The 25,324-nt window shown below is 29.2% G+C and carries 21 protein-coding genes and 1 riboswitch; of the genes, 16 read left to right on the forward strand and 5 right to left on the reverse strand.

The genetic code is table 11. The features are described from left to right. Positions 1 to 3 precede the first annotated feature (3 nt). Positions 4 to 1,860 carry a TonB-dependent receptor plug domain-containing protein gene (locus ABY298_RS00555; protein ID WP_372744028.1) on the reverse strand — a complete coding sequence of 619 codons (1,857 nt, stop codon included), beginning with the start codon at positions 1,858 to 1,860 and terminating at the stop codon, positions 4 to 6. A 26-nt stretch (positions 1,861 to 1,886) separates the two neighbouring features. Beyond that, positions 1,887 to 2,099: riboswitch (cobalamin riboswitch) on the reverse strand. Positions 2,100 to 2,169: 70 nt separating this feature from the next. On the opposite strand from ABY298_RS00555, the gene ABY298_RS00560 reads away from it, so the two are divergent. From ABY298_RS00560 to ABY298_RS00585, 6 genes are read left to right on the forward strand one after another with little or no spacing between them, the layout of a single operon-like run. Further along, positions 2,170 to 2,673 carry a bifunctional adenosylcobinamide kinase/adenosylcobinamide-phosphate guanylyltransferase gene (locus ABY298_RS00560; RefSeq protein WP_372744029.1) on the forward strand — a complete coding sequence of 168 codons (504 nt, stop codon included), beginning with the start codon at positions 2,170 to 2,172 and terminating at the stop codon, positions 2,671 to 2,673. A gap of 10 nt (positions 2,674 to 2,683) precedes the next feature. Beyond that, the gene (cobT, locus tag ABY298_RS00565) at positions 2,684 to 3,733 is read left to right on the forward strand and encodes a nicotinate-nucleotide--dimethylbenzimidazole phosphoribosyltransferase (protein ID WP_372744030.1); all 1,050 of its coding nucleotides are present in this window, start codon (positions 2,684 to 2,686) and stop codon (positions 3,731 to 3,733) included. A 6-nt stretch (positions 3,734 to 3,739) separates the two neighbouring features. After that, on the forward strand, positions 3,740 to 4,498 hold the full coding sequence (locus tag ABY298_RS00570) for an adenosylcobinamide-GDP ribazoletransferase (protein ID WP_372744031.1): 759 nt from the start codon (positions 3,740 to 3,742) through the stop codon (positions 4,496 to 4,498). Next, complete coding sequence (gene cobC / locus ABY298_RS00575) at positions 4,483 to 5,031, forward strand: alpha-ribazole phosphatase (RefSeq protein ID WP_372744032.1); 549 nt, start codon at positions 4,483 to 4,485, stop codon at positions 5,029 to 5,031. The genes ABY298_RS00570 and cobC overlap by 16 nt, the downstream gene beginning before the upstream one ends. Before the next feature lie 9 nt (positions 5,032 to 5,040). Further along, positions 5,041 to 6,162, forward strand: coding sequence for an ABC transporter substrate-binding protein (locus tag ABY298_RS00580; RefSeq protein ID WP_372744033.1), 1,122 nt, complete (start codon positions 5,041 to 5,043; stop codon positions 6,160 to 6,162). Between the two features lie 2 nt (positions 6,163 to 6,164). Then, positions 6,165 to 6,728, forward strand: a complete 564-nt coding sequence (locus tag ABY298_RS00585; RefSeq protein ID WP_372744034.1) for a hypothetical protein — start codon at positions 6,165 to 6,167, stop codon at positions 6,726 to 6,728. Between the two features lie 88 nt (positions 6,729 to 6,816). Here ABY298_RS00585 and ABY298_RS00590 read toward each other — a convergent pair whose 3' ends face one another. The 4 genes from ABY298_RS00590 to ABY298_RS00605 all read right to left on the reverse strand — a co-directional run bounded on the left by ABY298_RS00590 (position 6,817) and on the right by ABY298_RS00605 (position 13,057). Further along, positions 6,817 to 9,465, reverse strand: coding sequence for a DNA gyrase/topoisomerase IV subunit A (locus ABY298_RS00590; protein WP_372744035.1), 2,649 nt, complete (start codon positions 9,463 to 9,465; stop codon positions 6,817 to 6,819). Position 9,466: 1 nt separating this feature from the next. Next, positions 9,467 to 11,323, reverse strand: a complete 1,857-nt coding sequence (locus ABY298_RS00595) for a DNA topoisomerase IV subunit B (protein WP_372744036.1) — start codon at positions 11,321 to 11,323, stop codon at positions 9,467 to 9,469. Between the two features lie 119 nt (positions 11,324 to 11,442). Beyond that, positions 11,443 to 12,537 (reverse strand): redox-regulated ATPase YchF, encoded by a 1,095-nt coding sequence (ychF, locus tag ABY298_RS00600; RefSeq protein WP_372744037.1) that lies wholly within the window; start codon positions 12,535 to 12,537, stop codon positions 11,443 to 11,445. Positions 12,538 to 12,703: 166 nt separating this feature from the next. Further along, positions 12,704 to 13,057 carry a 4Fe-4S binding protein gene (locus ABY298_RS00605; RefSeq protein WP_372744038.1) on the reverse strand — a complete coding sequence of 118 codons (354 nt, stop codon included), beginning with the start codon at positions 13,055 to 13,057 and terminating at the stop codon, positions 12,704 to 12,706. Between the two features lie 61 nt (positions 13,058 to 13,118). On the opposite strand from ABY298_RS00605, the gene ABY298_RS00610 reads away from it, so the two are divergent. The 10 genes from ABY298_RS00610 to ABY298_RS00655 form a co-directional block, all read left to right on the forward strand. Then, positions 13,119 to 14,180 (forward strand): acyl-CoA reductase, encoded by a 1,062-nt coding sequence (locus ABY298_RS00610; RefSeq protein ID WP_372744039.1) that lies wholly within the window; start codon positions 13,119 to 13,121, stop codon positions 14,178 to 14,180. Between the two features lie 79 nt (positions 14,181 to 14,259). Then, entirely contained in the window at positions 14,260 to 15,330 is a 1,071-nt protein-coding gene (gene serC, locus ABY298_RS00615) for a 3-phosphoserine/phosphohydroxythreonine transaminase (protein ID WP_372744040.1), read from the forward strand. Positions 15,331 to 15,349: 19 nt separating this feature from the next. After that, entirely contained in the window at positions 15,350 to 16,300 is a 951-nt protein-coding gene (locus tag ABY298_RS00620) for a D-2-hydroxyacid dehydrogenase (RefSeq protein WP_372744041.1), read from the forward strand. 174 nt (positions 16,301 to 16,474) lie between these two features. Next, a complete protein-coding gene (gene lysA / locus ABY298_RS00625; RefSeq protein ID WP_372744042.1) occupies positions 16,475 to 17,683 on the forward strand; it encodes a diaminopimelate decarboxylase in 1,209 nt (402 codons plus the stop codon). 398 nt (positions 17,684 to 18,081) lie between these two features. Beyond that, positions 18,082 to 20,526, forward strand: coding sequence for a bifunctional aspartate kinase/homoserine dehydrogenase I (gene thrA, locus ABY298_RS00630; protein ID WP_372744043.1), 2,445 nt, complete (start codon positions 18,082 to 18,084; stop codon positions 20,524 to 20,526). Between the two features lie 3 nt (positions 20,527 to 20,529). Beyond that, the gene (locus ABY298_RS00635; protein WP_372744044.1) at positions 20,530 to 21,450 is read left to right on the forward strand and encodes a homoserine kinase; all 921 of its coding nucleotides are present in this window, start codon (positions 20,530 to 20,532) and stop codon (positions 21,448 to 21,450) included. Between the two features lie 111 nt (positions 21,451 to 21,561). Continuing rightward, positions 21,562 to 22,857: a threonine synthase gene (thrC, locus tag ABY298_RS00640; RefSeq protein ID WP_372744045.1), complete on the forward strand. Its 1,296-nt coding sequence runs from the start codon at positions 21,562 to 21,564 to the stop codon at positions 22,855 to 22,857. Positions 22,858 to 22,907: 50 nt separating this feature from the next. Then, positions 22,908 to 23,405: a DUF6265 family protein gene (locus ABY298_RS00645; RefSeq protein ID WP_372744046.1), complete on the forward strand. Its 498-nt coding sequence runs from the start codon at positions 22,908 to 22,910 to the stop codon at positions 23,403 to 23,405. Between the two features lie 393 nt (positions 23,406 to 23,798). After that, positions 23,799 to 24,245 (forward strand): hypothetical protein, encoded by a 447-nt coding sequence (locus ABY298_RS00650; RefSeq protein ID WP_372744047.1) that lies wholly within the window; start codon positions 23,799 to 23,801, stop codon positions 24,243 to 24,245. 112 nt (positions 24,246 to 24,357) lie between these two features. Further along, on the forward strand, positions 24,358 to 25,324 hold a 967-nt coding region (locus ABY298_RS00655), incomplete at its 3' end, for a PLP-dependent aspartate aminotransferase family protein (RefSeq protein WP_372744048.1).

The following is a 25,324-nucleotide window of genomic DNA, read 5'->3' on the forward strand; positions in this document are numbered from 1 at the left end:
AATTTAAAATTTATAGTTTATATTAAAGTTTATATTTCTATTTGGCATTGGTCTGCCAGGTAACACTTGGTAAGCTTTATTAAATAAATTATTTATTTTTAAACCCAAGTCTAATGTTGAGTTTGTAGTTTTTAAAAGACTATAACTACCTCCTAAATTTCCAATTGAAAAAGCAGGTACAGTATAATTTTCAGAATTATCTGTGGTTGTAAACACTTTACCAGTATATAATTGCTGATAAAAAATATTGATTTTTTTAAATGAATAACCCAAATTTGAATTAAAAAGATGTTTTGGTATATATGGCAATAACTCTTTTGTTATTTTATCTTTAGATATAGTATAACTATAATTAGCGTTTAAGTTAAAATAATGCTTATTTAAATTAATCTTATATATTACTGTTAGTTCTAAACCTTTATTTAAAACTTTATCAAAATTTATAGGCACCCAAACTCCAGGTCTGTCTGGATCACCTCCAGGAGTCCAAACAATTTTATCTTTTGTATCAATAAAAAATCCCCCAGCATCAACTTGTAAATTCTTAGTTTTATATCCTACTCCTATTTCTGCTTGGTACGAAGATTCTGGAATTAAATCTTCATTCCCTAAAGCTGGCCAATACAAATCATTATAACTTGGCACTCTGTAATTTCTAGATCCATTTACTCTAACAAAAGTATTTTTAGTAGTATTTAATTCAGCTCCAAGTGCAAAAACAACAGGCATTGTATAATCAGAATTAAAATCTTTACGCAATTTTGCGTTAAAAGAACCTAATGTATTTACTTGTTGATTAAAAATAAATGACTGTGAAAATTGTCTTCTGTTTTTCTCTAACATTTGATCTGTTTCACCAAAAGTAGATTCATATTCGGTAAAAGATTCTATGCTTGAATTTGACGTAATTTTATAACTAAAATCGTAATTTATTAAATATCTTTTTGATTTTCCATACGAATAACTTGAAGCGTTTTTATTAGCAAAATATTGATATTCTTGAGTTAAATAAGCTAATTTTAACCTTTGTGAAGTTGCATTTTTATTGTAATTAACATCAATTAAATTTTGAAAAGAAAGGTCTTTATATTTTTCATTTGCAGCAGAAGGATTTGGCAATTCCCCTGAAAACTCACGAGATCCAGTATATTTAGATGAATGAAAACTAATTTTAGTAAAATTGCTTAGTTTTTGAGCAATATTAAAACTAAAATCTGTATTGTGGTAGGCTCCATTTTCATTTTTTAAATCGTAACCCAGCCATTTATAATCGTTTTCCGATTCATTATATGAAAATCCAAATTTTACAGCTGTTTTTTTACTTCCAAATGAAAATTTATACAAATTATGATACGTATCAAAACTACCAATAGAAGCTACAAGCTCATTTTTTAAATATTTACCAAAATGTAAATCATTATTTAAATGAATTGTACCGCCTACAGCACCAGAACCAAACTCTATACTTCCACCGCCACTTCTAATATCAATATTATCAAACAAACTTACGTTTAAAGAATTAAATCCTGTTTGACCATTATTTATGGAATTTATATTAATACCGTTCCAAACAACCGCTGTGTTTGATGCGCTTGTTCCTCTAAAACTAGCAGTACTTGTACCTCCAGAACCATATTCTTTTATGTAAATTGGTGTATTATATCTTAATAAAGATGAAAATGATTCGGTATTATTAACAATTAAAGAATCTGATAATTTTAAAATTTTATAGCCTTTAGAATGCTTTTTTAAAACAATGCTATTAATATTTACAACATTTAAATGCTGAACGCTATCAAGTTGTGCATAACTGCTAAAACCAATTAAAAATAAAATTAAAAAAGAAAATATTTTCATCATATTTAATACACTTTTCTCCCGAAAGTTTTAATTAATATAATTATGGCAGGTCTCCTGGCTTACGTATTGTTATTTACCTTCCCATTCTTAAAGAACAGTGGTTCAGAGCTTAATAACAACCATCGAAAAAAATTCGACTAAGTTTACAGTTGCGGGTACAGCATTGGAATTAAACCAATTTCCCTTTTTCATTTATGAATATAGATATAAACATAAAAACCATAATTCGGCTGCAAAAATAACTAATTAAACTTTCATTAGTACTATTAAATTTGTAAAATAGTACATTTGCAAAAATTTATTACAATTATGATTCATTATATTACTGGAGGTGAGCGCTCTGGAAAAAGTTTTTACGCACAGCAACTAGCTGAAAAACTGAGCAATACACCTTTTTATTTAGCTACTGCAAGAATTTGGGATGAAGATTTTGAAAAAAGAGTAGTTAGACATAAAAATGATAGAGATGAACGTTGGACTACTATTGAAGAAGAAAAAGAAATTGCAAAAGTAATTCCTAATAAAAGTGTAATAGTTATAGATTGTGTAACCTTATGGCTTACTAATTTATATATAGATTTTGATAATAATGTTGAAAAATCTTTAGCATTTGCTAAAAATGAAATAGACCAATTGGCCCAAATAAATAGTGAAATTATAATAATTTCAAATGAAATAGGTATGGGAGTTCATGCACAATCTCATTTGGCAAGAAAATTCACTGAATTACAAGGCTGGGTTAATCAATACATTGCAAAAAAATCTGATAAAGCCATTTTTATGGTTTCAGGATTACCACTCATATTAAAATAAAAAACAACTTATGAAAACTTTTAACATTACCCCAACAAACAAAGAATTTATTACAAAAATTTCTCATAAAATTAATAATTTAACAAAACCAATTGGATCTTTAGGAACCTTAGAAATTATTGCTCAAAAATTGTGCTTAATACAAGAAACTTTATCTCCTAAATTAACCAAACCAACTATGGTTGTTTTTGCTGGAGATCACGGAATTGTAAACAATCACCCTGTAAGTTCTTGTCCGCAAGAAGTTACACCTCAAATGGTTTTTAATTTCTTGGCTGGCGGTGCAGGAATAAATGTTTTTTGTAAACAACATGGTTTTAATTTAAGTGTTGTGGATGCAGGTGTAAATTTCGATTTTAATTATGATGAAATACCTAATTTAATTAATGCTAAAATTGCGAAAGGAACTAAAGATTATACACTAGAACCAGCAATGACAGAAGAGCAATGTAAAAAGGCATTTGAAACTTCTGGTGAAATTATTACCCAAAAATTCAATACAGGCTGTAATGTTATTTCGTTTGGTGAAATGGGTATAGGAAACACATCATCATCTTCATTATTAATGAGTTGCGTTACAAAAATTCCAATTGAAAATTGTATTGGAAGAGGTGCAGGTTTAACCGATGAAGCTTTACAAAATAAAATAAATGTATTATCAAATGCTCAAAAAACTCACGGTATTAGTGAAAACCCTTGGGTAAATATGCAAAATTTTGGTGGTTTTGAAATTGCAATGATGGCCGGAGCTATGTTAAAAGCTGCAGAACTTAAAATGGTAGTATTAATTGATGGTTTTATTGCTACTTCTGCCCTATTAATTGCTCAACAAATTAATAAAAACGTTTTAGATTATTGCTTGTTTTCACACGTTTCAAATGAGCAAGGACATATTAAAATGTTAGAATTTTTAAACGCAACTCCAGTGTTACATTTAGCATTACGTTTAGGCGAAGGAACCGGAGCTGCAATTGCATATCCAATAATCCAATCGGCAGAAATAATGATAAACCAAATGGCTAGTTTTGAAAGTGCTGGTGTAGTTAACCCAGCAGAATAATTTAGTATGAAAAAAGAGCTCGATATTTTTTTTACAGCTATTATGTTTTTTACAAGAATCCCTTGTCCAAAATGGATAGATCATTCTCCTGAAATACTTAATAAAAGTACTCGTTATTTTTCTTTAGTTGGAATAATTGTTGGTGGATTTTCCGCTTTAATCTTTTGGGGTTTTTCGTATATTTTTCCGTTATCGTTAGCTTTACTTTTTAGTATGGTTTTTACTATTTGGTTAACTGGTGCTTTTCATGAAGATGGTTTTGCTGATGTTTGCGACGGTTTTGGAGGTGGTTGGACAAAGGATAAAATTCTAACCATTATGAAAGATTCTAGACTAGGAACCTATGGAACTATTGGTTTAGTTGGAATGTTAGTTTTTAAATATACAGCTTTAAGCTACCAACCAAATCAAATACTTGTTACATTAATTGCCGGACATAGTATTAGTAGGTTTATTACTTCTTTCCTACTTTACTTATATCCATATGTACGAGACGATATTTCTAGCAAATCTAAACCAATGGGACACGCACAAAATTTTTCAGTGGTTATGTACAACGGAGTAATAGGCATAATTCCGCTATTTTTTTATAATTCGTACTGGGTATTTTTATGTTTATTACCGCCTTTTATAGCAATGTTATTATTGGGTCGTTTTTTTAAAAAATGGATTGGCGGACAAACCGGAGATTGCGCTGGTGCAACACAGCAAGTAACTGAAGTTGTATTTTATTTAAGCTTACTTATTTTATGGAAATTTATTTAGTTAGACATACAACTCCTAATATTGAAAAAGGAATTTGCTACGGACAAACCGACCTAGATATATCCGAAACTTTTGAACACGAAGCAAATAAGGTTATTACAAATTTAAACAGTGTAAAAGGTGCTAAAGTATATTCAAGTCCGTTAATTAGATGTAAAAAATTAGCCCATAAAATCAATCCTCAAGTCACTTTAGATGAAAGATTAAAAGAAATTAATTTTGGCGATTGGGAATTAATAAAATGGGACGATATAAATAGAGCTGACCTTGATTTTTGGATGAATGATTATGTAAATGTTCAGGTTCCAAACGGAGAATCTTGTTTGCAATTATTTGAAAGAAATATTACTGTTTTTAATGAAATTGTAAATTTAAACCATTCAAAAGTTATCATTGTTTGTCATGCAGGAGTAATCAGATCTATTTTAAGTTATGTACAGCAAATTTCAATAGAAGAATCGTATAATATAACTATTGAATATGGCCAGGTTTTTAAAATATTAAAACAAAATAATACCTTTACTACACTCTAATATCTAATTATGAAATTAAAATATTCTAAATTTTTACTACTAATATTATCAATATTATTGCTTTCATGTAAAAATGAAAAAGCAAAAAATAAAACTATAGAAACATCATCTACAATTAAATACGCTAAAGGTTTTGATATTATTAAAAACGGAGAAAATTTTAAATTACTAATTAAAGCTCCCTATCCAAATTCAACTGAAATTATTGAATATAATTTAACTAAAAAGAAGCAATCAAATTCAACCAAAGAAATTCAAATACCAATAAATTCTATTGTTTTAACAAGTACAACACATGTTCCTTTTCTAGAATTACTAAACGCAGAAGAAAAAATTGTAGGATTCCCTAACACCAATTTTATATCTTCAGTAAAAACAAGAAAATTGATTGATGACAATAAATTAAAGGAATTAGGACATCCTGAAAATATTAATACAGAAACATTGGTCGATTTAAAACCTGATGTTGTTATAGGATTTTCATTAACAAGTAACAATAAAATGTTTAATACTATTGAACAAATTGGAATTCCGGTTATTTTAAATGGAGATTGGTTAGAAGAAACACCTCTAGGAAGAGCAGAATGGATAAAATTTTACGGTATTCTTTTTGATATGGAAAAAGAAGCTGATAGTATTTTTAAATCTATTGAAAAAAATTATTTAGAAGCATCAGAAATAGCTAAAAAATCTAAAAACAAACCAACTTTATTGGCTGGTGGATTATTTAAAGATGTTTGGTATTTGCCTGCAGGAGATAGTTTTGAAGCTACTTTTTTAAGAGATGCAAATGTAGATTATTTGTGGAATAATTCTGAAGGAAAAGGAAGTTTAGCACTTAATATTGAAAGTGTTTTTGAAAAAGGAAAAAACGCATCTATTTGGATATCACCAAGCTTTCATGAATCTTTAGATGAATTAGCTGAAACCAATGCAATTTACACCCAATTTAAAGCTTTTGAAAATAAAGAAGTGTATTCATATATGAAAACAAAAGGCGCGACTGATGGTATAATTTATTTCGAATTATCACCAGTTAGACCAGATTTTGTACTAAAAGATTTAATTAAAATTGCGCACCCTGAATTGTTAAAAGATTATGAATTTACGTTTTACAAGAAATTAAATTAAAAATGAAAAAATTACATCCAAAATCAACGCTTGATGAATTATGCTACCCTTATATTTATGAAGAATCATTGCTTTGTGATTATGAAATTTTAACAGACGATTTAACAAGAATGGTTGGTTGGGCTATTAATGATTTACAATTACTAATTAAAAATTATCCTGATAACAAAAATTTAAAAAATCTTGAATTACAACTAAATTGGATTCTTCCAATGTGTTATCATTTAAATGGATCTATTAGAGGAAATTTGGCAATTTCTAATGAAGATCATTTGCAACTACTAAATTATTATCAACAAATAAAAGAAATTACAAAAGATAGCATTAACGGATTTGTATTACCTGGTGGTATTTCTCCAGTTGGCATTTTAAATAAATGCTCGTCAATGTCTAAACAAGCAATCCGATTAATGGTGTTAATCCATAATAAAGAACAAAAAGAAGTGGCTGAAATTTTACCAAAATTCGCAAATGTTTTATGCAACTATTTTTTTACTGCTACTATTTTAATTAATCAAATTACAGGCTTTAAAGAAACTCCGTTTGTGAGTAAAAGTTATAAATAATTTTGTGAATTATTTCACTAAACAATAAAAAAAAAGACTGCACACAATTGCAGTCTTTTTTTATTGTTTTTTATAGATTCACCAAAAGCTAAAACAGTTTTGTTTGGCCTTTATCATCCTTATCATCTTCTTTATCATCTTCTTTATCATCTTCAATTTCACCATCTAATTCAAAAGTAATATCTTCGTTATCATCCGCATCAAAAACTTCTTCGTCATTTACTTCTACATCATCTAGTTCTTCCGCTTCATACGGTAAAGGATCTAACAAATTAATTTGTTTAATTTTATCTGCAGTTAATTGATTTCCAACAGCTTTAATTCCTTTTACAGCTATAAATTCTTCTAAATTTACCGTAATATTTTCAATAGATCTTTTAGAGAAAATAATTTCTGCCATTGGACGATAATCAGTTGAAATAATCTCTAATTGTGATTTTGGATGTTCTGAAATTATTAATTCCTCTTTATTTGGGTTATCCACCATAAAGCGTTTAATAAAATACTTTTCCTTTTCACCATCATAATGAATTGCCGAAATTGGTTTTTCCGGAATCCATTTTTCCAACACAATCATATCACTATCAAAATGCGTAGTTAGTTCAGGCTTAATAGTTTTTACAATTCCTTTTTGATTGATTATCAGTAACCTATCTTCTGCTTTAAACTCTCCTAACAACTCGCCTCTATCATCTACATTTAAACGCTGAACAGTATCATCAAACCAAATTTTACGCGGTTTTAAAGTTGATACTCCTTCGCTTTTTAATTCTATACGTTTAATTCCATATTTGGTAACTCTGTTCCCTTTTGAACTTCTTCCTTTTATAGCTAAATCAGAAAAATCTATATCCCAACGCAATTTTTTTATGGAACCTACAGATCTTAAAATAATAGAAATTATTTCTGCTTCACCATTAGGATTTGCAGTAAAATACAACACTGATGATCCTTTTGTTCCTGCAGTTAAATCGTACTCTTTATCACGTGTTACTCCAGTAACATTAAAACGTTTCATATAACTCGGACCCGTTTTTCCATCACGATAAATCATATTATACACCGTACGTTTATCATTCTTTTTAAATACCGCAACGTGAATAATATCTTTTCCAACAAAGGTTTTAGAATCTACTTTGGTAATCATCATTACTCCATCACTTCTAAAAACTATAATATCATCAATATCAGCACAATCATCTACATATTCATCTTTTTTTAATGATGTTCCAACAAAACCTTCTTCTCTATTTACATACAGTTTTGTGTTACGCATTACTACTTTTGTAGCAACAATATCATCAAATAAACGAATTTCAGTTAATCGTTCTTTTCCTTTACCGTATTTTTCTTTTAGATTTTTAAAATAATCAATAGCAAAGTCAATTAAATTTTCTAAATGATGTTTTACCTCTGCAATTTTATCTTCTAAACTTTCAATAAATTGTTTGGCTTTATCAATATCAAATTTTGATATTTTTTTAATTCGTATTTCCGTTAATCTAACTATGTCTTCCTCAGTAATTGCACGTTTTAAATGTTTTATGTGCGGTTTTAATCCTTCATCAATAGCTTTTATTACACCATCCCAAGTTTCTTGTTCCTCAATATCACGATAAATTCTATTTTCAATAAAAATACGCTCTAAAGAAGCAAAATGCCATTGTTCTTCCAACTCGTTTAACTGAATTTCGAGTTCTAATTTTAGCAATTCAACGGTATGATCTGTACTACGTCTTAAAACTTCAGAAACACCAATAAATACTGGTTTATTATCATCAATAACACAACATAACGGAGAAATTGAATTCTCGCAATTGGTAAAAGCGTACAACGCATCTATTGTTTTATCTGGTGAAATTCCTGGTGGAAGATGCACCAATATTTCTACATTTGCCGCTGTATTATCTTCAATTTGTTTAATTTTAATGGTGCCTTTATCGTTTGCTTTTAAAATAGAATCTATTAAACTAGAAGTTGTAGTTCCAAATGGTATTTCATTGATTACCAGTGTTTTTTTATCTAACGATGCTATTTTAGCACGAACACGTACTTTTCCGCCTCTTTTTCCATCATTATAATTAGAAACATCTGCAATTCCTCCTGTTAAAAAATCTGGAATAATGGTAAAACTTTTACCTTTTAAATGCTTAATAGAAGCATCTATTAATTCATTAAAATTGTGTGGTAATATTTTTGTTGATAAACCTACCGCAATTCCTTCAGCGCCTTGAGCAAGTAACATTGGAAATTTTACGGGTAAATCTATGGGTTCTTTTCTTCTACCATCATAAGAAGATTGCCACTCGGTAGTTTTTGGATTAAAAACAACATCTAAAGCAAATTTAGATAAACGTGCTTCAATATATCTGGAAGCTGCAGCACTATCTCCGGTTAAAATATTCCCCCAGTTTCCCTGCATATCAATCAGCAATTCTTTCTGACCAATTTGTACCATTGCATCGGCAATTGAAGCGTCTCCGTGTGGGTGATATTGCATAGTATGCCCAACAATATTGGCAACTTTATTATAACGACCGTCATCTAAATCTTTCATAGAATGTAAAATTCTACGTTGTACTGGTTTAAAACCATCTTTAATACCAGGAACTGCACGTTCTAAAATTACATACGATGCATAATCCAAAAACCAATCCTTGTACATTCCAGTAACTTTGGTAATGGTTTCTTGGTTTCCAAATTCTTCGCCAATTGGTTGGTTGTTTTCTTCTTGCATATTATGCTTCTTCTACTATATCTAATTCAACTTTTAAATTTCTGATAATAAACTTTTGCCTGTCTGGAGTATTTTTACCCATATAAAATTCTAGCATTTTTTCAATTGACATTTCTTTGTCAAGCATTACAGGATCTAACCGAATATCTTTACCTATAAAATGTACAAATTCATCAGGTGAAATTTCCCCAAGTCCTTTAAAACGTGTTATTTCGGGCTTTCCTTTTAATTTGTTTATGGCATCTTGTTTTTCTTCCGGAGAATAACAATAAAAAGTTTGTTTTTTATCTCTAACTCTAAATAAAGGTGTGTCTAAAATATACAAATGTCCTTCCTTAATTAATTCTGGAAAAAACTGTAAAAAGAAGGTTATTAATAACAACCTAATATGCATTCCATCTACATCGGCATCAGTTGCAATTACTATGTTATTATAACGTAATTCATCTAAACCATCTTCAATATTTAAAGCTGCTTGTAATAAGTTAAATTCTTCGTTTTCATACACAATTTTTTTACTCATTCCGTATGAATTTAACGGTTTACCACGTAAACTAAAAACTGCTTGTGTATTTACGTTCCTAGATTTTGTTATAGATCCACTTGCCGAATCTCCCTCGGTAATAAATAATGTGCTTTCTAAACGGTCTTCCTTTTTTAAATCGTTAAAATGAGTTCTACAATCGCGTAATTTTTTGTTGTGTAAACTTGCTTTTTTAGCTCTGTCTCGTGCTAATTTTCTAATTCCAGATAATTCATTACGTTCGCGTTCTGCTTGTAATATTTTTTTCTGAATTTTATCTGCAACATCTGGATTTTTATGTAAATAATTATCCAAATTTGTTTTCACAAAATCTGTAATATATGTTCTAACAGTTGGTAAACCATCACCCATTTCTGTAGAACCTAATTTTGTTTTGGTTTGACTTTCAAAAATAGGTTCCATTACTTTTACACTAACTGCAGAAACAATGGATTTTCTAACATCGGCAGAATCGTAGTTTTTACCAAAAAATTCACGTACAGTTTTTACTACAGCTTCTCTAAATGCATTTTGATGCGTTCCTCCTTGTGTTGTATGCTGACCGTTTACAAATGAATGATATTCTTCACTGTATTGTGCTTTGCTATATGTAATTGCAACCTCAATATCATCGCCTTTTAAATGAATAATTGGGAATAATTTAGATTCATCGTCTATATTTTCATCTAATAAATCTCTTAAACCATTTTCTGAATAATATTTTTCGCCATTAAAAATAATTGTTAAACCTGTGTTTAAGTACACATAGTTTTTAATCATTTTAATAATGTATTCATTTCTAAATTTAAACTTGGCAAAAATGGTTTTATCTGGAACAAACGTTACTTTAGTTCCTTTACGTTGCGAACTTTCCTGAGGTTTTTCTTCAAGTATAATATTTCCTTGCTCAAATTCAGCAAAAACAGTTTGATTATCTCTATAAGATTGTACTTTAAAATACGATGAAAGCGCATTTACAGCTTTAGTTCCTACCCCATTTAATCCAACAGATTTTTTAAAGGCTTTAGAATCGTATTTTCCTCCTGTGTTCATTTTAGAAACCACATCAACTACTTTTCCTAAGGGAATTCCACGACCATAATCTCGTACGGAAACTGTTTCGTCTTTTACAGATACTTCAATAGTTTTTCCAGCACCCATTACATACTCATCAATAGAGTTGTCTAACACTTCTTTTATAAGAATGTAAATACCGTCATCAGGCGATGATCCATCACCTAATTTACCGATATACATCCCCGGACGCATTCTAATATGTTCTTTCCAGTCTAATGAGCGAATATTATCCTCGGTATACGATGTTTGTTCTGTCATTTATATTTGTAAGGTTCTTGAAGAGTTGCTAAAGTACTATTTTACCTACGAAAATAAAAAAAAGTCTGCTAAAATTTTTATTAACAGACCTTCTTTTATTTTTGATGGAAATTTTTAAATTATACATTAAAACGGAAATGCATTACATCTCCATCTTTTACAATATATTCTTTCCCTTCTACTCTCATTTTTCCAGCTTCTTTAACTTTTGCTTCACTTCCAAATTTCACATAATCATCGTAAGCAATAACTTCGGCTCTAATAAATCCTTTTTCAAAATCGGAATGAATTACACCTGCAGCTTGTGGCGCAGTATCTCCAATGTTAATAGTCCAAGCTCTAACTTCTTTTACACCTGCTGTAAAATAGGTTTGTAAGTTTAATAATTTATACGCAGCTCTAATTAAAACCGCTGAACCTGCTTCGTGTAAACCTAAATCTTCTAAAAATAACTGGCGCTCTTCAAAAGATTCTAATTCAGTAATATCTGCTTCTGTTCCAACTGCTAATACAATTACTTCTGCATTTTCGTTTTTTACAGCCTCTTTAACAGCATCTACATATGCATTTCCGTTAACTGCTGATTTTTCATCAACATTACAAACATATAATACTGGCTTATCTGTAATAAATTGTAACGGTGTTACATATTCTTCTCTTTCTTTTTCCGATAATTCAATAGCTCTAACAGAAACCGCAGCTTCTAAACCTTTTTTAAGTTTTTCTAAAACTTCTAATTCTTTTTGAGCATCTTTATTACCTGTTCTGGCAGTTTTTCTAACTTTTTCTAATTTTTTATCTAAAGATTCTAAATCTTTTAACTGCAATTCTATATCAATTGTTTCTTTGTCTCTAACCGGATTTACAGATGCATCTACGTGTACAATATTATCATTATCAAAACAACGTAAAACATGTATAATAGCATCCGTTTCTCTAATATTTCCTAAAAACTGATTTCCTAAACCTTCACCTTTACTAGCTCCTTTTACCAATCCAGCAATATCTACAATATCAACTGTTGCAGGTAAAACTCTTTCTGGTTTTACCAATTCTTCTAGTTTTACCAATCTTTTATCTGGCACGTTTACAACACCAATATTTGGTTCTATTGTACAAAAAGGAAAGTTTGCACTTTGCGCTTTTGCGTTTGATAAACAATTAAATAAAGTTGATTTTCCAACGTTTGGTAATCCTACAATTCCTGCTTTCATGATTTTATTTTTTTGCGGTGCAAAGATACTCTTTTAATTACGAATTATAAATTATGAATTATGATTTTTTTGGATTGAAATTAATTCTGTATTTATACCATACATACAAGTAAACTTTCAATCTTCAGTAATTTATATTTTGCCTTTTCTGTTTAAACTTTTAAAACTAAGCGTCCTTATGTAAAAAAACTTGTTTTGCTAATAATTGTTCTTCTGTTTCTTCATTATCTTCATCAGGAACACAACAATCTACTGGGCAAACGGCAGCACATTGTGGCTCATTATGAAAACCTTTACATTCGGTACATTTATCTGTAACAATAAAATAATACTCGTCATTTATTGGTTCTTGATTTTCATCTGCATTTATTTTATTTCCGTTTGGTAAAACTACAGTTCCTTCTAGTGTTGTTCCATCGGCATAACGCCATTCTTCAGAAGCTTCATAAATTGCATTATTAGGACATTCTGGTTCACAAGCCCCACAATTTATACATTCGTCGGTTATTTTTATTGCCATACTACGTAATTAGATTAATTTTGCTGCAAATATAAAATTTTAAATCAAAAAATTTATTTCAATGAATTTAACACAACGAATAGATGCATTTCACAAACTAGGCATTTTTTTTCAGCAATTTTCAACTTCAAAAATTGAAAAATGTGATAATTCTGAAATGAATACTCTTTTTTTTGATGCTTTTAAAATGCAAATTAATAGAGCGCAAGAATTTAATGGTTGGTTTACAAAAGACAATGTTTTAAAAGCTTTTGAAAGCTGGAGTAAAGCTTTAAGTAAAGAAAATTTAGAAAAATGGACTTCTATGTATCATTTTAATGAAGATTCTAAACCAAAAACAATTGCCATAATTATGGCTGGTAATATTCCGTTGGTTGGTTTTCATGATTTTTTATCGGTTTTAATTTCAGGAAACAATGCTTTAGTTAAACAATCATCAAACGATAAACATTTTTTACCCTTAATTGCAAAATTTTTAGAACATACAAATACAGCTTTTAAAGAAAAAATAACTTTTACAGAACAAGCATTAACAAATTTTGATGCTGTTATTGCTACTGGAAGTAATAATACTGCACGTTATTTTGAGCATTATTTTGGGAAATATCCTTCTATAATTCGCCAGAACAGAAATTCAGTAGCTATTTTAACTGGAAAAGAAACCAAAGAAGAGCTAGAATTATTGGGTGAAGATATTTTTCAATATTTTGGATTGGGCTGCAGAAGCGTTTCAAAATTGTTTGTTCCAAAGAATTATAATTTTGATTTACTTTTTAACGCCTTGTACAAATTCAATACTATTATAAATTATAAAAAGTACGAAAATAACTACGATTACAATAAGGCTGTTTATATAATGAGTTTGTTTCATGTATTAGAAAACGGATTTGTAATGTTGAAGGAAGATAAAAGTTATGCTTCTCCAATTGCAACTCTATTTTACGAATACTACGATTCTATTGATGAATTGCATAAAAAACTAGAAACGGACAAAGAACAAATTCAATGTATTGTAAGTAACGAAAACGTTGTAGATTTCGTAAAATTTGGTCATACCCAACATCCTAAATTATGGAATTATGCCGATAACGTAGATTCTGTTGCATTTTTATTAAAATTATGACGTTTTTTTTACAAAAAAAATGAGTATACTTCTTCTTTTTTTTACGAAATTTGCACCACTAAATGTATAAACTATTAAAATGAAAAAACATAATTTTAGTGCAGGACCATCTATCTTGCCACAGGAAGTGATACAAAAAGCTGCAGATGCAGTACTAAATTTCAATAATTCAAATTTATCATTAATAGAGGTTTCACACAGAAGTAAAGATTTTGTGGCTGTAATGGAAAATGCTTGTAGTCTTGTAAAAGAATTACTAAACTTACCTGAAGGTTATTCTGTGCTTTTCTTACAAGGTGGTGCAAGTTTAGAATTTTTAATGACTCCTTATAACTTATTAAAAGTTGGTGGAAAAGCTGGATATTTAGATACAGGCGCTTGGAGTTCTGCTGCAATTAAAGAAGCAAAAAAATTAGGTACAGTTGAAATATTAGCTTCATCAAAAGAACAAGGTTATAACAATATTCCAAAAAACTATACTATACCAACTGGTTTAGATTATATTCATACTACTTCAAACAATACAATTTTTGGAACTCAAATTAAAGATTTCCCTAAATCTGATAGTTTATTAGTGTGTGATATGAGTTCTGATATTTTTTCAAGAGTTTTAGACTTTTCACAATTTGATTTAATTTATGCTGGCGCTCAAAAAAATATGGGTCCTGCAGGAACTACATTAGTAGTTGTAAAAGACGAAATTTTAGGAAAAACAGGAAGAGATATTCCTTCAATGTTAGATTACCAAGTACACATTGCTAAAGAAAGTATGTTTAACACACCTTCAGTATTTGCCGTGTACACTTCTATGTTAACTTTAGAATGGTTAAAAAACTTAGGTGGTGTTGCTGCAATTGAAAAAATAAACAATGCTAAAGCTGCTTTATTGTATGCTGAAATTGACAGAAATCCACACTTTAAAGGATTCGCTGCAAAAGAAGACAGATCTACAATGAACGTTACTTTTAACTTAACTGATGAAGCTACAGCTCCTATTTTTGATAAAATTTGGAATGCAGCTGGTATTAGTGCTTTAAAAGGTCACCGTTCGGTTGGTGGTTACAGAGCTAGTATTTACAACGCTATGCCAATTGAAAGTGTTCAAGTATTAGTAGATGCTATGCAACAATTTGAAAAAGAAATCTCATAATTATAAAAATCTAAATAAAATGAAAGTATTAGCAAATGATGGTTTGGCAAAAAGTGGTATTGCTGCTTTAGGTTTAAATGGTTTTGAAGTTGATTTAACTACAGTAGCTCAAGATCAATTAGTAGACTATATTAACAAAAATAACATTGTTGTATTGCTTGTTAGAAGCGCAACAACAGTAAGAAAAGATATTATAGACAACTGTCCATCTTTAAAAATTATTGGTCGTGGTGGTGTTGGAATGGACAATATTGATGTGGAATACGCACGTGAAAAAGGAATAAAAGTTATTAATACTCCTGCTGCATCGTCACATTCAGTTGGAGAATTAGTTTTCGCTCACCTTTTTGGAATGGTTCGTTTTTTACCAGAATCTAACAGAAATATGCCTTTAGAAGGTGATACTAAATTTGGTACTTTAAAAAAGAATTACGCTAAAGGAATTGAATTAAAAGGAAAAACTTTAGGTGTTTTAGGATTTGGAAGAATTGGACAAGCAACAGCAAAAATAGCTTTAGGATTAGGAATGAAAGTTATTGCTTTTGATCCTTTTATGGATGCTGCTAATTTAGAAGTAGAATTTTTTGACGGACAAGCTTTATTCTTTAATATAAATACCATATCAAAAGAAGAAGTTTTAAAACAAGCAGATTTTATTACATTACACGTTCCTGCTCAAAAAGAGTACGTTATTTCAACTAAAGAGTTTGAACTAATGAAAGATGGTTCGTTTATTGTAAATGCTGCACGTGGTGGAGTTATTGATGAAGTTGCTTTAGTAAAAGCTATTGAATCTGGTAAAATTACTGGTGCTGCGTTAGATGTTTTTGAAAAAGAACCAAAACCTGAAATTCAATTATTAATGAATCCAGCATTATCTTTAACTCCGCATATTGGAGCTGCAACTGCAGAAGCACAAGATAGAATTGGTACTGAATTAGCAGAACAAATTGTAAGTATTTTAAAATAATATATTATTACATAAATTTAAAACCATTAATAGCACTTTCTATTAATGGTTTTTTTATTAAAAAGAAAAAAACCATTGCAATATTTAACATTCCGTTAAATTATGTTATTTTATAAAATTATATTTTTAAAACTAATTTGGTTTTATACATTTGAAACTTCAAAAATTAACTAAATGGACAATCAATTATTAGTATCTCTTGCCGAAAAATACGGAAGCCCACTGTACGTTTACGATGCCGAAAAAATTATTTCGCAATACAACCGTATTACCAATGCTTTTTCAACTATAAAAAGTTTAAAATTAAATTATGCTGTTAAAGCAAATTCAAACATTAGTATTTTAAAACTTTTTAAAAAATTAAATTCTGGCGTTGATACAGTTTCTATTCAAGAAGTAAAATTAGGTTTAGAAGCTGGTTTTGCTCCAGAAAACATTATTTTTACACCTAACGGAGTTTCCTTAAACGAAATTGAGGAAGTTGCTAAACTTGGTGTTCAAATTAATATTGATAACATTTCTATTTTAGAGCAATTTGGACATCATTATCCAAATATTCCAGTTTGTATTCGTATAAATCCACATATTATGGCTGGTGGAAATCATAAAATTTCTGTAGGTCATATCGATTCTAAATTCGGAATTTCTATTCATCAATTACCTTTAATTAACAGAGTTGTAGATAATACAGGAATGACAATTAATGGAATTCACACCCATACGGGTTCTGATATTTTAGATATTGATGTGTTTTTAGCTGCAACTGAAATTATTTTAAACACAGCTAAAGATTTTAAAGACCTAGAATTTATTGATTTAGGAAGTGGATTTAAAGTACCATATAAAGAAGGAGATATTTCAACAAATATAGAGGAATTAGGAGAGCGTTTATCTAAAAGGTTTAATAAATTCTGTAAAGAATACGGAAAAGAATTAACCTTAATGTTTGAACCAGGTAAATTTTTAGTTAGTGAAGCTGGTTATTTTTTAGCAAATGTAAATGTGGTAAAACAAACAACATCAACTGTTTTTGCTAGTGTTGATAGTGGTTTTAACCATTTAATTCGTCCAATGATGTATGATAGTTACCATCATATTCACAACATTTCTAATCCAAATGGTAGAGAGCGCTACTACTCTATTGTAGGTTATATTTGCGAAACTGATACTTTTGGTAGCAACCGAAGAATTAGCGAAATAAGAGAAGGAGATATTTTGTGTTTTAATAATGCTGGTGCTTATTGTTTCTCAATGTCATCTAATTACAACTCGCGTTTTAAACCTGCAGAAGTGTTGGTGTATAACGGAAAAGATTATTTAATTAGAAAAGAAGAAACTTTTGAAGATTTGTTAAAAAATCAAATAATTATAGATATTGAATAATACAACGACTCCGAAATTTATTTCGGAGTTTTTTATTATTCCTAAAAAGTACATTAAAAAATTAGGTAGTATTTAGTTGAATTGTCTTAATAATAAAATTTCAATAAAAATTAAGGTAAAAAGATTGCTGTTTTAAAAAAACCAGTAAATTTGTGTTATGCAAAATAAAAAATCAAATATTAATTTATTAAACACACAAAACGTGTGTAGATTTTCTATTGCAACTACTACAACTATTACAACAACCCTTTAGGGGTTCTATTCTATTTATATCACCGTACTTTATATTCGTTTTCATAAAAATGAAACAAGGAATATTAACAAAAAATAATCAGTTAAAATCACAAAAATTATTTGATTTTCAATCAATCATATAATTTCAATATATAAAAAATAATATGAAAGTATTAAAATTTGGAGGTTCATCTGTAGCTTCATCTGAAAACATAAATAAAGTTATTAATATTGTAAAAGATAGCTCTTTAAACAACAATATAGCGTTGGTTGTATCGGCCTTAGGAGGCGTTACAGATTTATTACTAGAAGCTGGAAATTTAGCTTGTAATAACAATGCAAACTATGTGCAAAGTTTTAAAATAATTGAAGAAAAACATTTACAAATTACCAGAGAATTAATTCCTGTAAATAATCAAAGTGGTGTTTTAGGTCAGGTAAAAAAAATGCTTAATAAATTAGAAAACACTTTAGAAGGTGTATTTTTAATTAATGAATTATCTGCAAAAACATCTGATAAAATTGTTGGTTTTGGTGAATTATTATCTTCTTACATTATATCTGAAGCATTAAAAAGTAAAGGTTTAGATGCCGTTTTAAAAAACTCTCAAGAATTAATTATTACCAATGAAAATTTTTCAAATGCTGCCGTAAAATTTGATAAAACAAATGCTGCAATTGAATCTTTTTTCAAAGAAAATAAGCACAAAATAGTAATTTTACCTGGTTTTGTTGCTGCAACAGAAAACGGAGAAACTTCAACTTTAGGTCGTGGTGGATCAGATTATACTGCCGCAATAATTGCCGCTGCTGTAAATGCAACTATTTTAGAAATTTGGACTGATGTGAGTGGAATGTTTACTGCAAATCCAAAAATTGTAAAAGAAGCTTTCCCTATTAAAAATATTTCCTACCAAGAAGCTATGGAATTGTCGCATTTTGGCGCAAAAGTAGTTTATCCGCCAACAATTCAACCTGTTCTTAAAAAGGAAATTCCTATTAGTATTAAAAACACATTTGACGCAAACGCTGAAGGAACTTTAATTACAAAAGTTTCAGGCAATACAAATCCCATAAAAGGAATTAGCCACATAGAAAATATGGCATTAATTACCTTAGAAGGAAGTGGAATGGTTGGTATTCCTGGTTTTTCTAAACGATTATTTGGAGCTCTTTCTGAACAAAAGGTAAATGTTTCGTTAATTACTCAAGCATCATCAGAACACTCTATTTGTATAGCTATTAGCAATAGTGATGTTGAAAAAGCTAAGGAAGCTATTGAAGACGAATTTAGTTACGAAATAGAACACCACAAAGTAGATCCGTTAACTATTGAAAAAAATAATGCTATTATTGCTTTGGTGGGCGATAATATGAAAAGCCACCAAGGTATTAGTGGTAAAATGTTTAGTACTTTAGGTAAAAACAACGTAAATATTAGAGCCATTGCCCAAGGTGCTTCAGAAAAAAACATCTCTGCAGTTATTTCTTTTAAAGACATAAAAAAAGCATTAAACTCTTTACACGCTTCCTTTTTTGAAGATCAAACAAAGCAATTAAACTTATTTATTGTTGGTGTTGGTAATGTTGGAGGAAAGCTTATTGAGCAAATTAAAAAACAACAACATTATTTATTAGAAAATTTACGTGTTCAAGTTAGAGTAATTGCGTTAACAAATTCTAAAAAAATGGTTTTTAATGAAGATGGAATTGATTTAGAAAACTGGAAAGAAAGTTTAGAAAATGGTGAGCCTTTAGATATGGACACGTTTCATAACAAGGTTAGAGAACTTAATTTTAGAAATAGCATTTTTGTAGATAACACTGCTAATGAAAGTATTTCTAATTTATACGCAAGCTATTTAAAGGAAAGTGTGGCGGTAGTAACTTGTAATAAAATTGCATGTTCATCTAACTATGCAAACTATCAAAAATTAAAACAATTGGCTCGCACATACAACGCTCCTTTCTTATTTGAAACTAATGTTGGTGCCGGTTTACCTATAATTGATACGCTTAAAAATTTAATAGCATCAGGCGATAAAGTGACTAAAATTCAAGCTGTTTTATCTGGTAGCTTAAATTTTGTATTTAATAATTTTAACAATCAAAATTCATTTTACGATGTTGTTGAACAAGCAGGTATTCAAGGATATACAGAGCCTGATCCGCGTATCGATTTAAGTGGTGTTGATGTAATGCGTAAAATTTTAATATTAGCACGTGAAAGTGGAACAAAATTAGAACTTGATGATATTAAAAACGATTCATTTTTACCAAAATCTTCATTAGATGCTGTTACTGTTCCAGAATTTTTAGAAACCTTAAAAACAGAAGCTGCTCATTTTGAAAAAATTTATCAAAAAGCAGCGGCAAATAACTGCCGTTTAAAATTTGTTGCTGAATTTGACAATGGAAATGCAAATGTTGGATTAAAAGAAATTCCCGCTGACCATCCATTTTATAATTTAGATGGAAGCGATAATATTGTGCTATTTTTTACCGAAAGATATAGTCAACAGCCATTAATTATTAAAGGAGCTGGAGCAGGAGCCGATGTAACAGCTTCTGGTTTATTTGCAGATATCATTAGAATTGGAAACAATTAAACTATGGAACAATTAAAAATATTTACCCCTGCAACCATTGCCAATGTTTCTTGTGGTTTTGATGTTTTAGGATTGGCTTTGGATACCGTTGGTGACGAAATGACGATTAGAAAAGTTGCTAAAAAAGGTGTTACAATTACTAAAATAATTGGGCAAAATTTACCTCTGGAAACACAAAAAAATGTTGCCGGAGTTGCAGCTTTAGCTTTACTTGCTGAAACCGATAGTGAATTTGGTTTTGAAATTGAAATTGATAAACGCATAAAACCAGGAAGTGGTATTGGAAGCAGTGCTGCAAGTTCTGCTGGTGCTGTTTGGGCAATTAATGAATTACTTGGCAAACCATTTAACACAACAGATTTAGTCCGATTTGCAATGGAAGGTGAACGTTTAGCAACAGGTGTGGCACATGCAGATAATGTGGCTCCTGCCCTTTTTGGCGGATTTACATTAGTTAGAAGTTATGAACCGTTAGACATTGTAAATATTCATACTCCAAATGAACTTTTTGCTACAGTTATTCATCCTCAAATTGAAGTAAAAACTTCTGATGCACGTGAAATTTTAAGAACTACAGTGTCTTTAAAAGATGCCATTAAACAATGGGGAAATGTTGGAGGTTTAATTAGTGGTTTATACACAGAAGATTACAATTTAATTGGACGTTCTTTAGAAGATTATATTGTGGAGCCTATTCGCTCAATTTTAATTCCTGCCTTTGATGCTGTAAAACAAAATTCAATAAAAGCTGGAGCGTTAGGTTGTGGAATTTCAGGTTCTGGACCTTCTATTTTTGCTTTGAGCAAGGGAGAAGAAACTGCTAAAAAAGTTGCTCAAGCAATGAAAGCTGTTTATGAAAAAGTTGGAATTGATTATGATATCCACGTATCAAAAATTAACAAACAAGGAATAAAAATATTATAAAATTATTAATTAACGTCAACCTGAACTTGTTTCAGGTTCTCATCAATTCTATAAATAAGCAAGTTGAGATTCTGAAACAAGTTCAGAATGACTTATAAAATATAAATTAAAATGAACTACTATAGTTTAAATAAAAAAGCACCAAATGTATCTTTTAAAGATGCAGTAATTAAAGGTTTAGCTCCAGACAGAGGTTTGTATTTTCCAGAAAGCATAACACCTTTATCAAAGGATTTTTTTAATCATATAGAATATTTTACCAATCATGAAATTGCCTACGAAGTAATTAAACAATTTGTTGGTGATGAGATTCCAGAAAAAGAATTAAAAGAAATAATTGCAGATACATTGGTTTTTGATTTTCCAATAGTAGAAATTGAAAATAATATTTCATCATTAGAATTATTCCACGGACCAACAATGGCTTTTAAAGATGTGGGCGCACGTTTTATGGCTCGCTGTTTTGGGTATTTTAATAAAGATAAAAGTGCTGAAAAAGTAACTGTTTTGGTAGCAACTTCTGGTGATACTGGTGGTGCTGTTGCAAGTGGATTTTTAGGTGTTGAAGGTGTAGATGTTGTTATTTTATATCCAAGTGGAAAAGTAAGTGAGGTACAAGAAAAACAACTAACTGCTTTGGGAAAAAACATAAAAGCATTAGAAGTGAATGGAACTTTTGATGATTGTCAGGCAATGGTAAAAACTGCCTTTTTAGATACCGATTTAATTGCGGCAAAAAATTTAACATCGGCAAATTCTATTAATGTTGCACGTTGGTTACCACAAATGTTTTACTTTTTTATTGCTTACAAACAATTAAAAAACAAACGAAAAAAGCTTGTTTTCTCCGTACCTAGCGGTAATTTTGGTAACATTTGTGCAGGTATTATGGCACAACAATTAGGTTTACCAGTAAAACAATTTATTGCCTCTACAAATATTAATGATATTGTTCCAAACTACTTAGAAACAGGAATTTATACACCAAAGCCATCAAAACAAACTATTTCAAACGCAATGGATGTTGGTGATCCAAGTAATTTTATCAGAATTCAGGAAATTTATAAAAATGATGATACATTGCTAAAAGAAAACGTATCATCTTATTCTTTTACTGATGCTGAAACTAAAGAGGCTATGTTAAAAATAAATGCTAAATCTGGTTATATTGCTGATCCACATGGCGCTGTTGGTTATTTAGGTTTAAAAAAATATTTAAAAAGTAACAAAGCACAAGGTATCTTTTTAGAAACTGCACATCCTGTAAAATTTTTAGATGTTGTTGAACCTGTTTTAAATACAACAATCGAATTTCCTCCACAAATACAAGAAGTTATTAATAAGGAAAAAATAGCGGTTAAAATTTCTAAGTATGAAGAACTAAAAGAATTTTTATTGAAAAATTAAGCCATATTTTTAAAATTAAAAATAGTAGATTAGCTAGATAAAATCAATTTATGAAAAATTATCTAGCTTTTTTATTTTCGTTACTTTCAATTTTTATTTATTCACAAAATACATTAAAACTTCCCAAAGATAGCTTGTTTGTAAAGGCATCTATTGAAGATGTTTCTTTTATATCAGGATATTGGCAAGGAGAAGCATTTGGAGGAATTACAGAAGAAATTTGGAGTAATCCGCTAGGTAATTCTATAATGGGTTCATTTAAATTAGTGGTTGATAACACTATTCAATTTTATGAATTATGCACTATTTCTGAAGAAAATGAAACCCTGATTTTTCGATTAAAACATTTTCATAATAATTTAAAGGGATGGGAAGAAAAAGATGAAACCATTGAAGCTCCATTAGTAAAAATTGATGAAAACCGCGCTTATTTTAACGATTTTACCTTTGAACGATTTGATGCCCAAACCTTACACATTTATGTTATTTTTAAGGATAAAGAAGGAAAAGAGGAAGAAATGAAGTTTAAATATATTTTAAAAAGTTAACACTTGTAACTTTCATAGTAACAATTCTTTAAATCCACATTATTTAAATACGCCTTATAAAGTGTTTTTTGCTTTCAAAAACCGCTATTAAAAGATAATATAGTATTGTAATTTTTATTCAAAACAAATAACAATTCCATAATAATATACTATTTTTACGTAAAAAATTATATATTAATCAATTGTAAAACAAATATATTACATATTTACTAAATGCTACTTAGGTGACATATATCAATTTTTTTCTTGCTTTAAATACTAATTTTGTCAATTCAAGTTTAATATTTTATGGCAAAAAAGCTTTTCTTTATTTTTATTTTAACCTCAATCACTTCCTGTAAAACTAGTGTATCGCTAGCAGAAATGCCTAATCATTTTTCTAATCAAAAGAAAATGAATACTCTTATTTTAAAAGACAAAGTTCAAAATATTGAATCCTATATTTCTCATATTGACCATAATTCAAACGATAAAAGTAATTTTACTACAGACAATTTAAAAATTAATGGATCTAAAAGAATTATAACTGAAAATGAATCAACCAAAAAAGTTATTTTAAAAAATAAAGAAATTGTAAAAGTTAAATATTTAGAACATTTAAAAAACAATTTTATTAAATCTAAAGAATTCTACTATAATAATAATTCATTGGTTTGTATTAAACTAACTCAAATCCTCCCAAATAAACATAATCAATCTGTTTTATATCAACGAGTTATTTATATAGATGATGAAAAATTAATTTCAGATTCTGATGCATCTAACTCCAATATATCTTCAAATGATTTAGTTACATTAGGCGTTAATTATTTAAAAAAGGAATACAATAACTTTTTGTAATTACTTAAATCTACAAAAACCTTTAATTTTAGTATTTAAAATTAAAAAGCTATTATTTTTTCAAGATATTTGTCATAATATTATCTACTTTATTCAAAAAAGTCAGTTATTTATGAAACCGAAAAAAACACTTAAATTTGAAACGCTAGCCATTGAAAGCACTAAAAACGATTTTTCAAATTCTCAACCAATAAGTACTCCTCTTTATTTATCAAGCACTTATAAAAGAAATAATGATGGAAGTTACAATAACGACTTTGTATATTCTAGAACAGATAACCCAAATAGAGCTATTGTTGAAAAAAGTATTGCACTTTTAGAAAAAGGAAAATTTTCATATGCTTTTTCATCTGGAATGGCGGCTGTAAATGCCGTAATTCAGAGTTTAAAAACTGGTGATCACGTATTGTTGCCAAATGATATTTATTTTGCCATAAGAAAACTATTAGATGAAGTTTTTGCTAATTGGAGTATATCATATGATTTAGTAGATATGAGTAATTTGATTGCAGTAGAAAAAGCTATAAAGCCGAATACTGCACTTATTTGGATTGAATCGCCATCTAATCCACAATTAAAAATTAGTAATATTGCTGAAATCTCAAAATTAGCTCATAAAAATAATGCTATTTGCGCAGTAGATAATACATGGGCAACACCTGTTTATCAAAACCCATTAGAATTAGGTGCTGATATTGTGGTACATTCTACAACAAAATATTTTGGAGGTCATAGCGATGTTTTAGGTGGTTGTATTGTTGTAAATGATGAAAAAATAGCTCAAAAAATTAAAGCTATTCAGTCATTATCTGGAGCTGTTCCTGCACCTTTCGATTGTTGGCTTATTGCCAGAGGAATTCAAACATTGCATTTAAGAGTTCAAAAACAAACCGAAAACGCGTTAAAACTTGCGCAATATTTAGAGCAGCATCCAAAAATTGAAAAAGTATTATATCCAGGATTGGAAAGTTTTCCGCAACACCAATTAGCTAAAAAACAGCAAAAAAATGGATTTGGAGCTATGTTATCGGTTTTGTTAAATGCTACAAAAGAAGAAACTATATTAGTTTCTACAAAAC

Source organism: Lutibacter sp. (assembly GCF_041596795.1).
Taxonomy (GTDB): domain Bacteria; phylum Bacteroidota; class Bacteroidia; order Flavobacteriales; family Flavobacteriaceae; genus Lutibacter.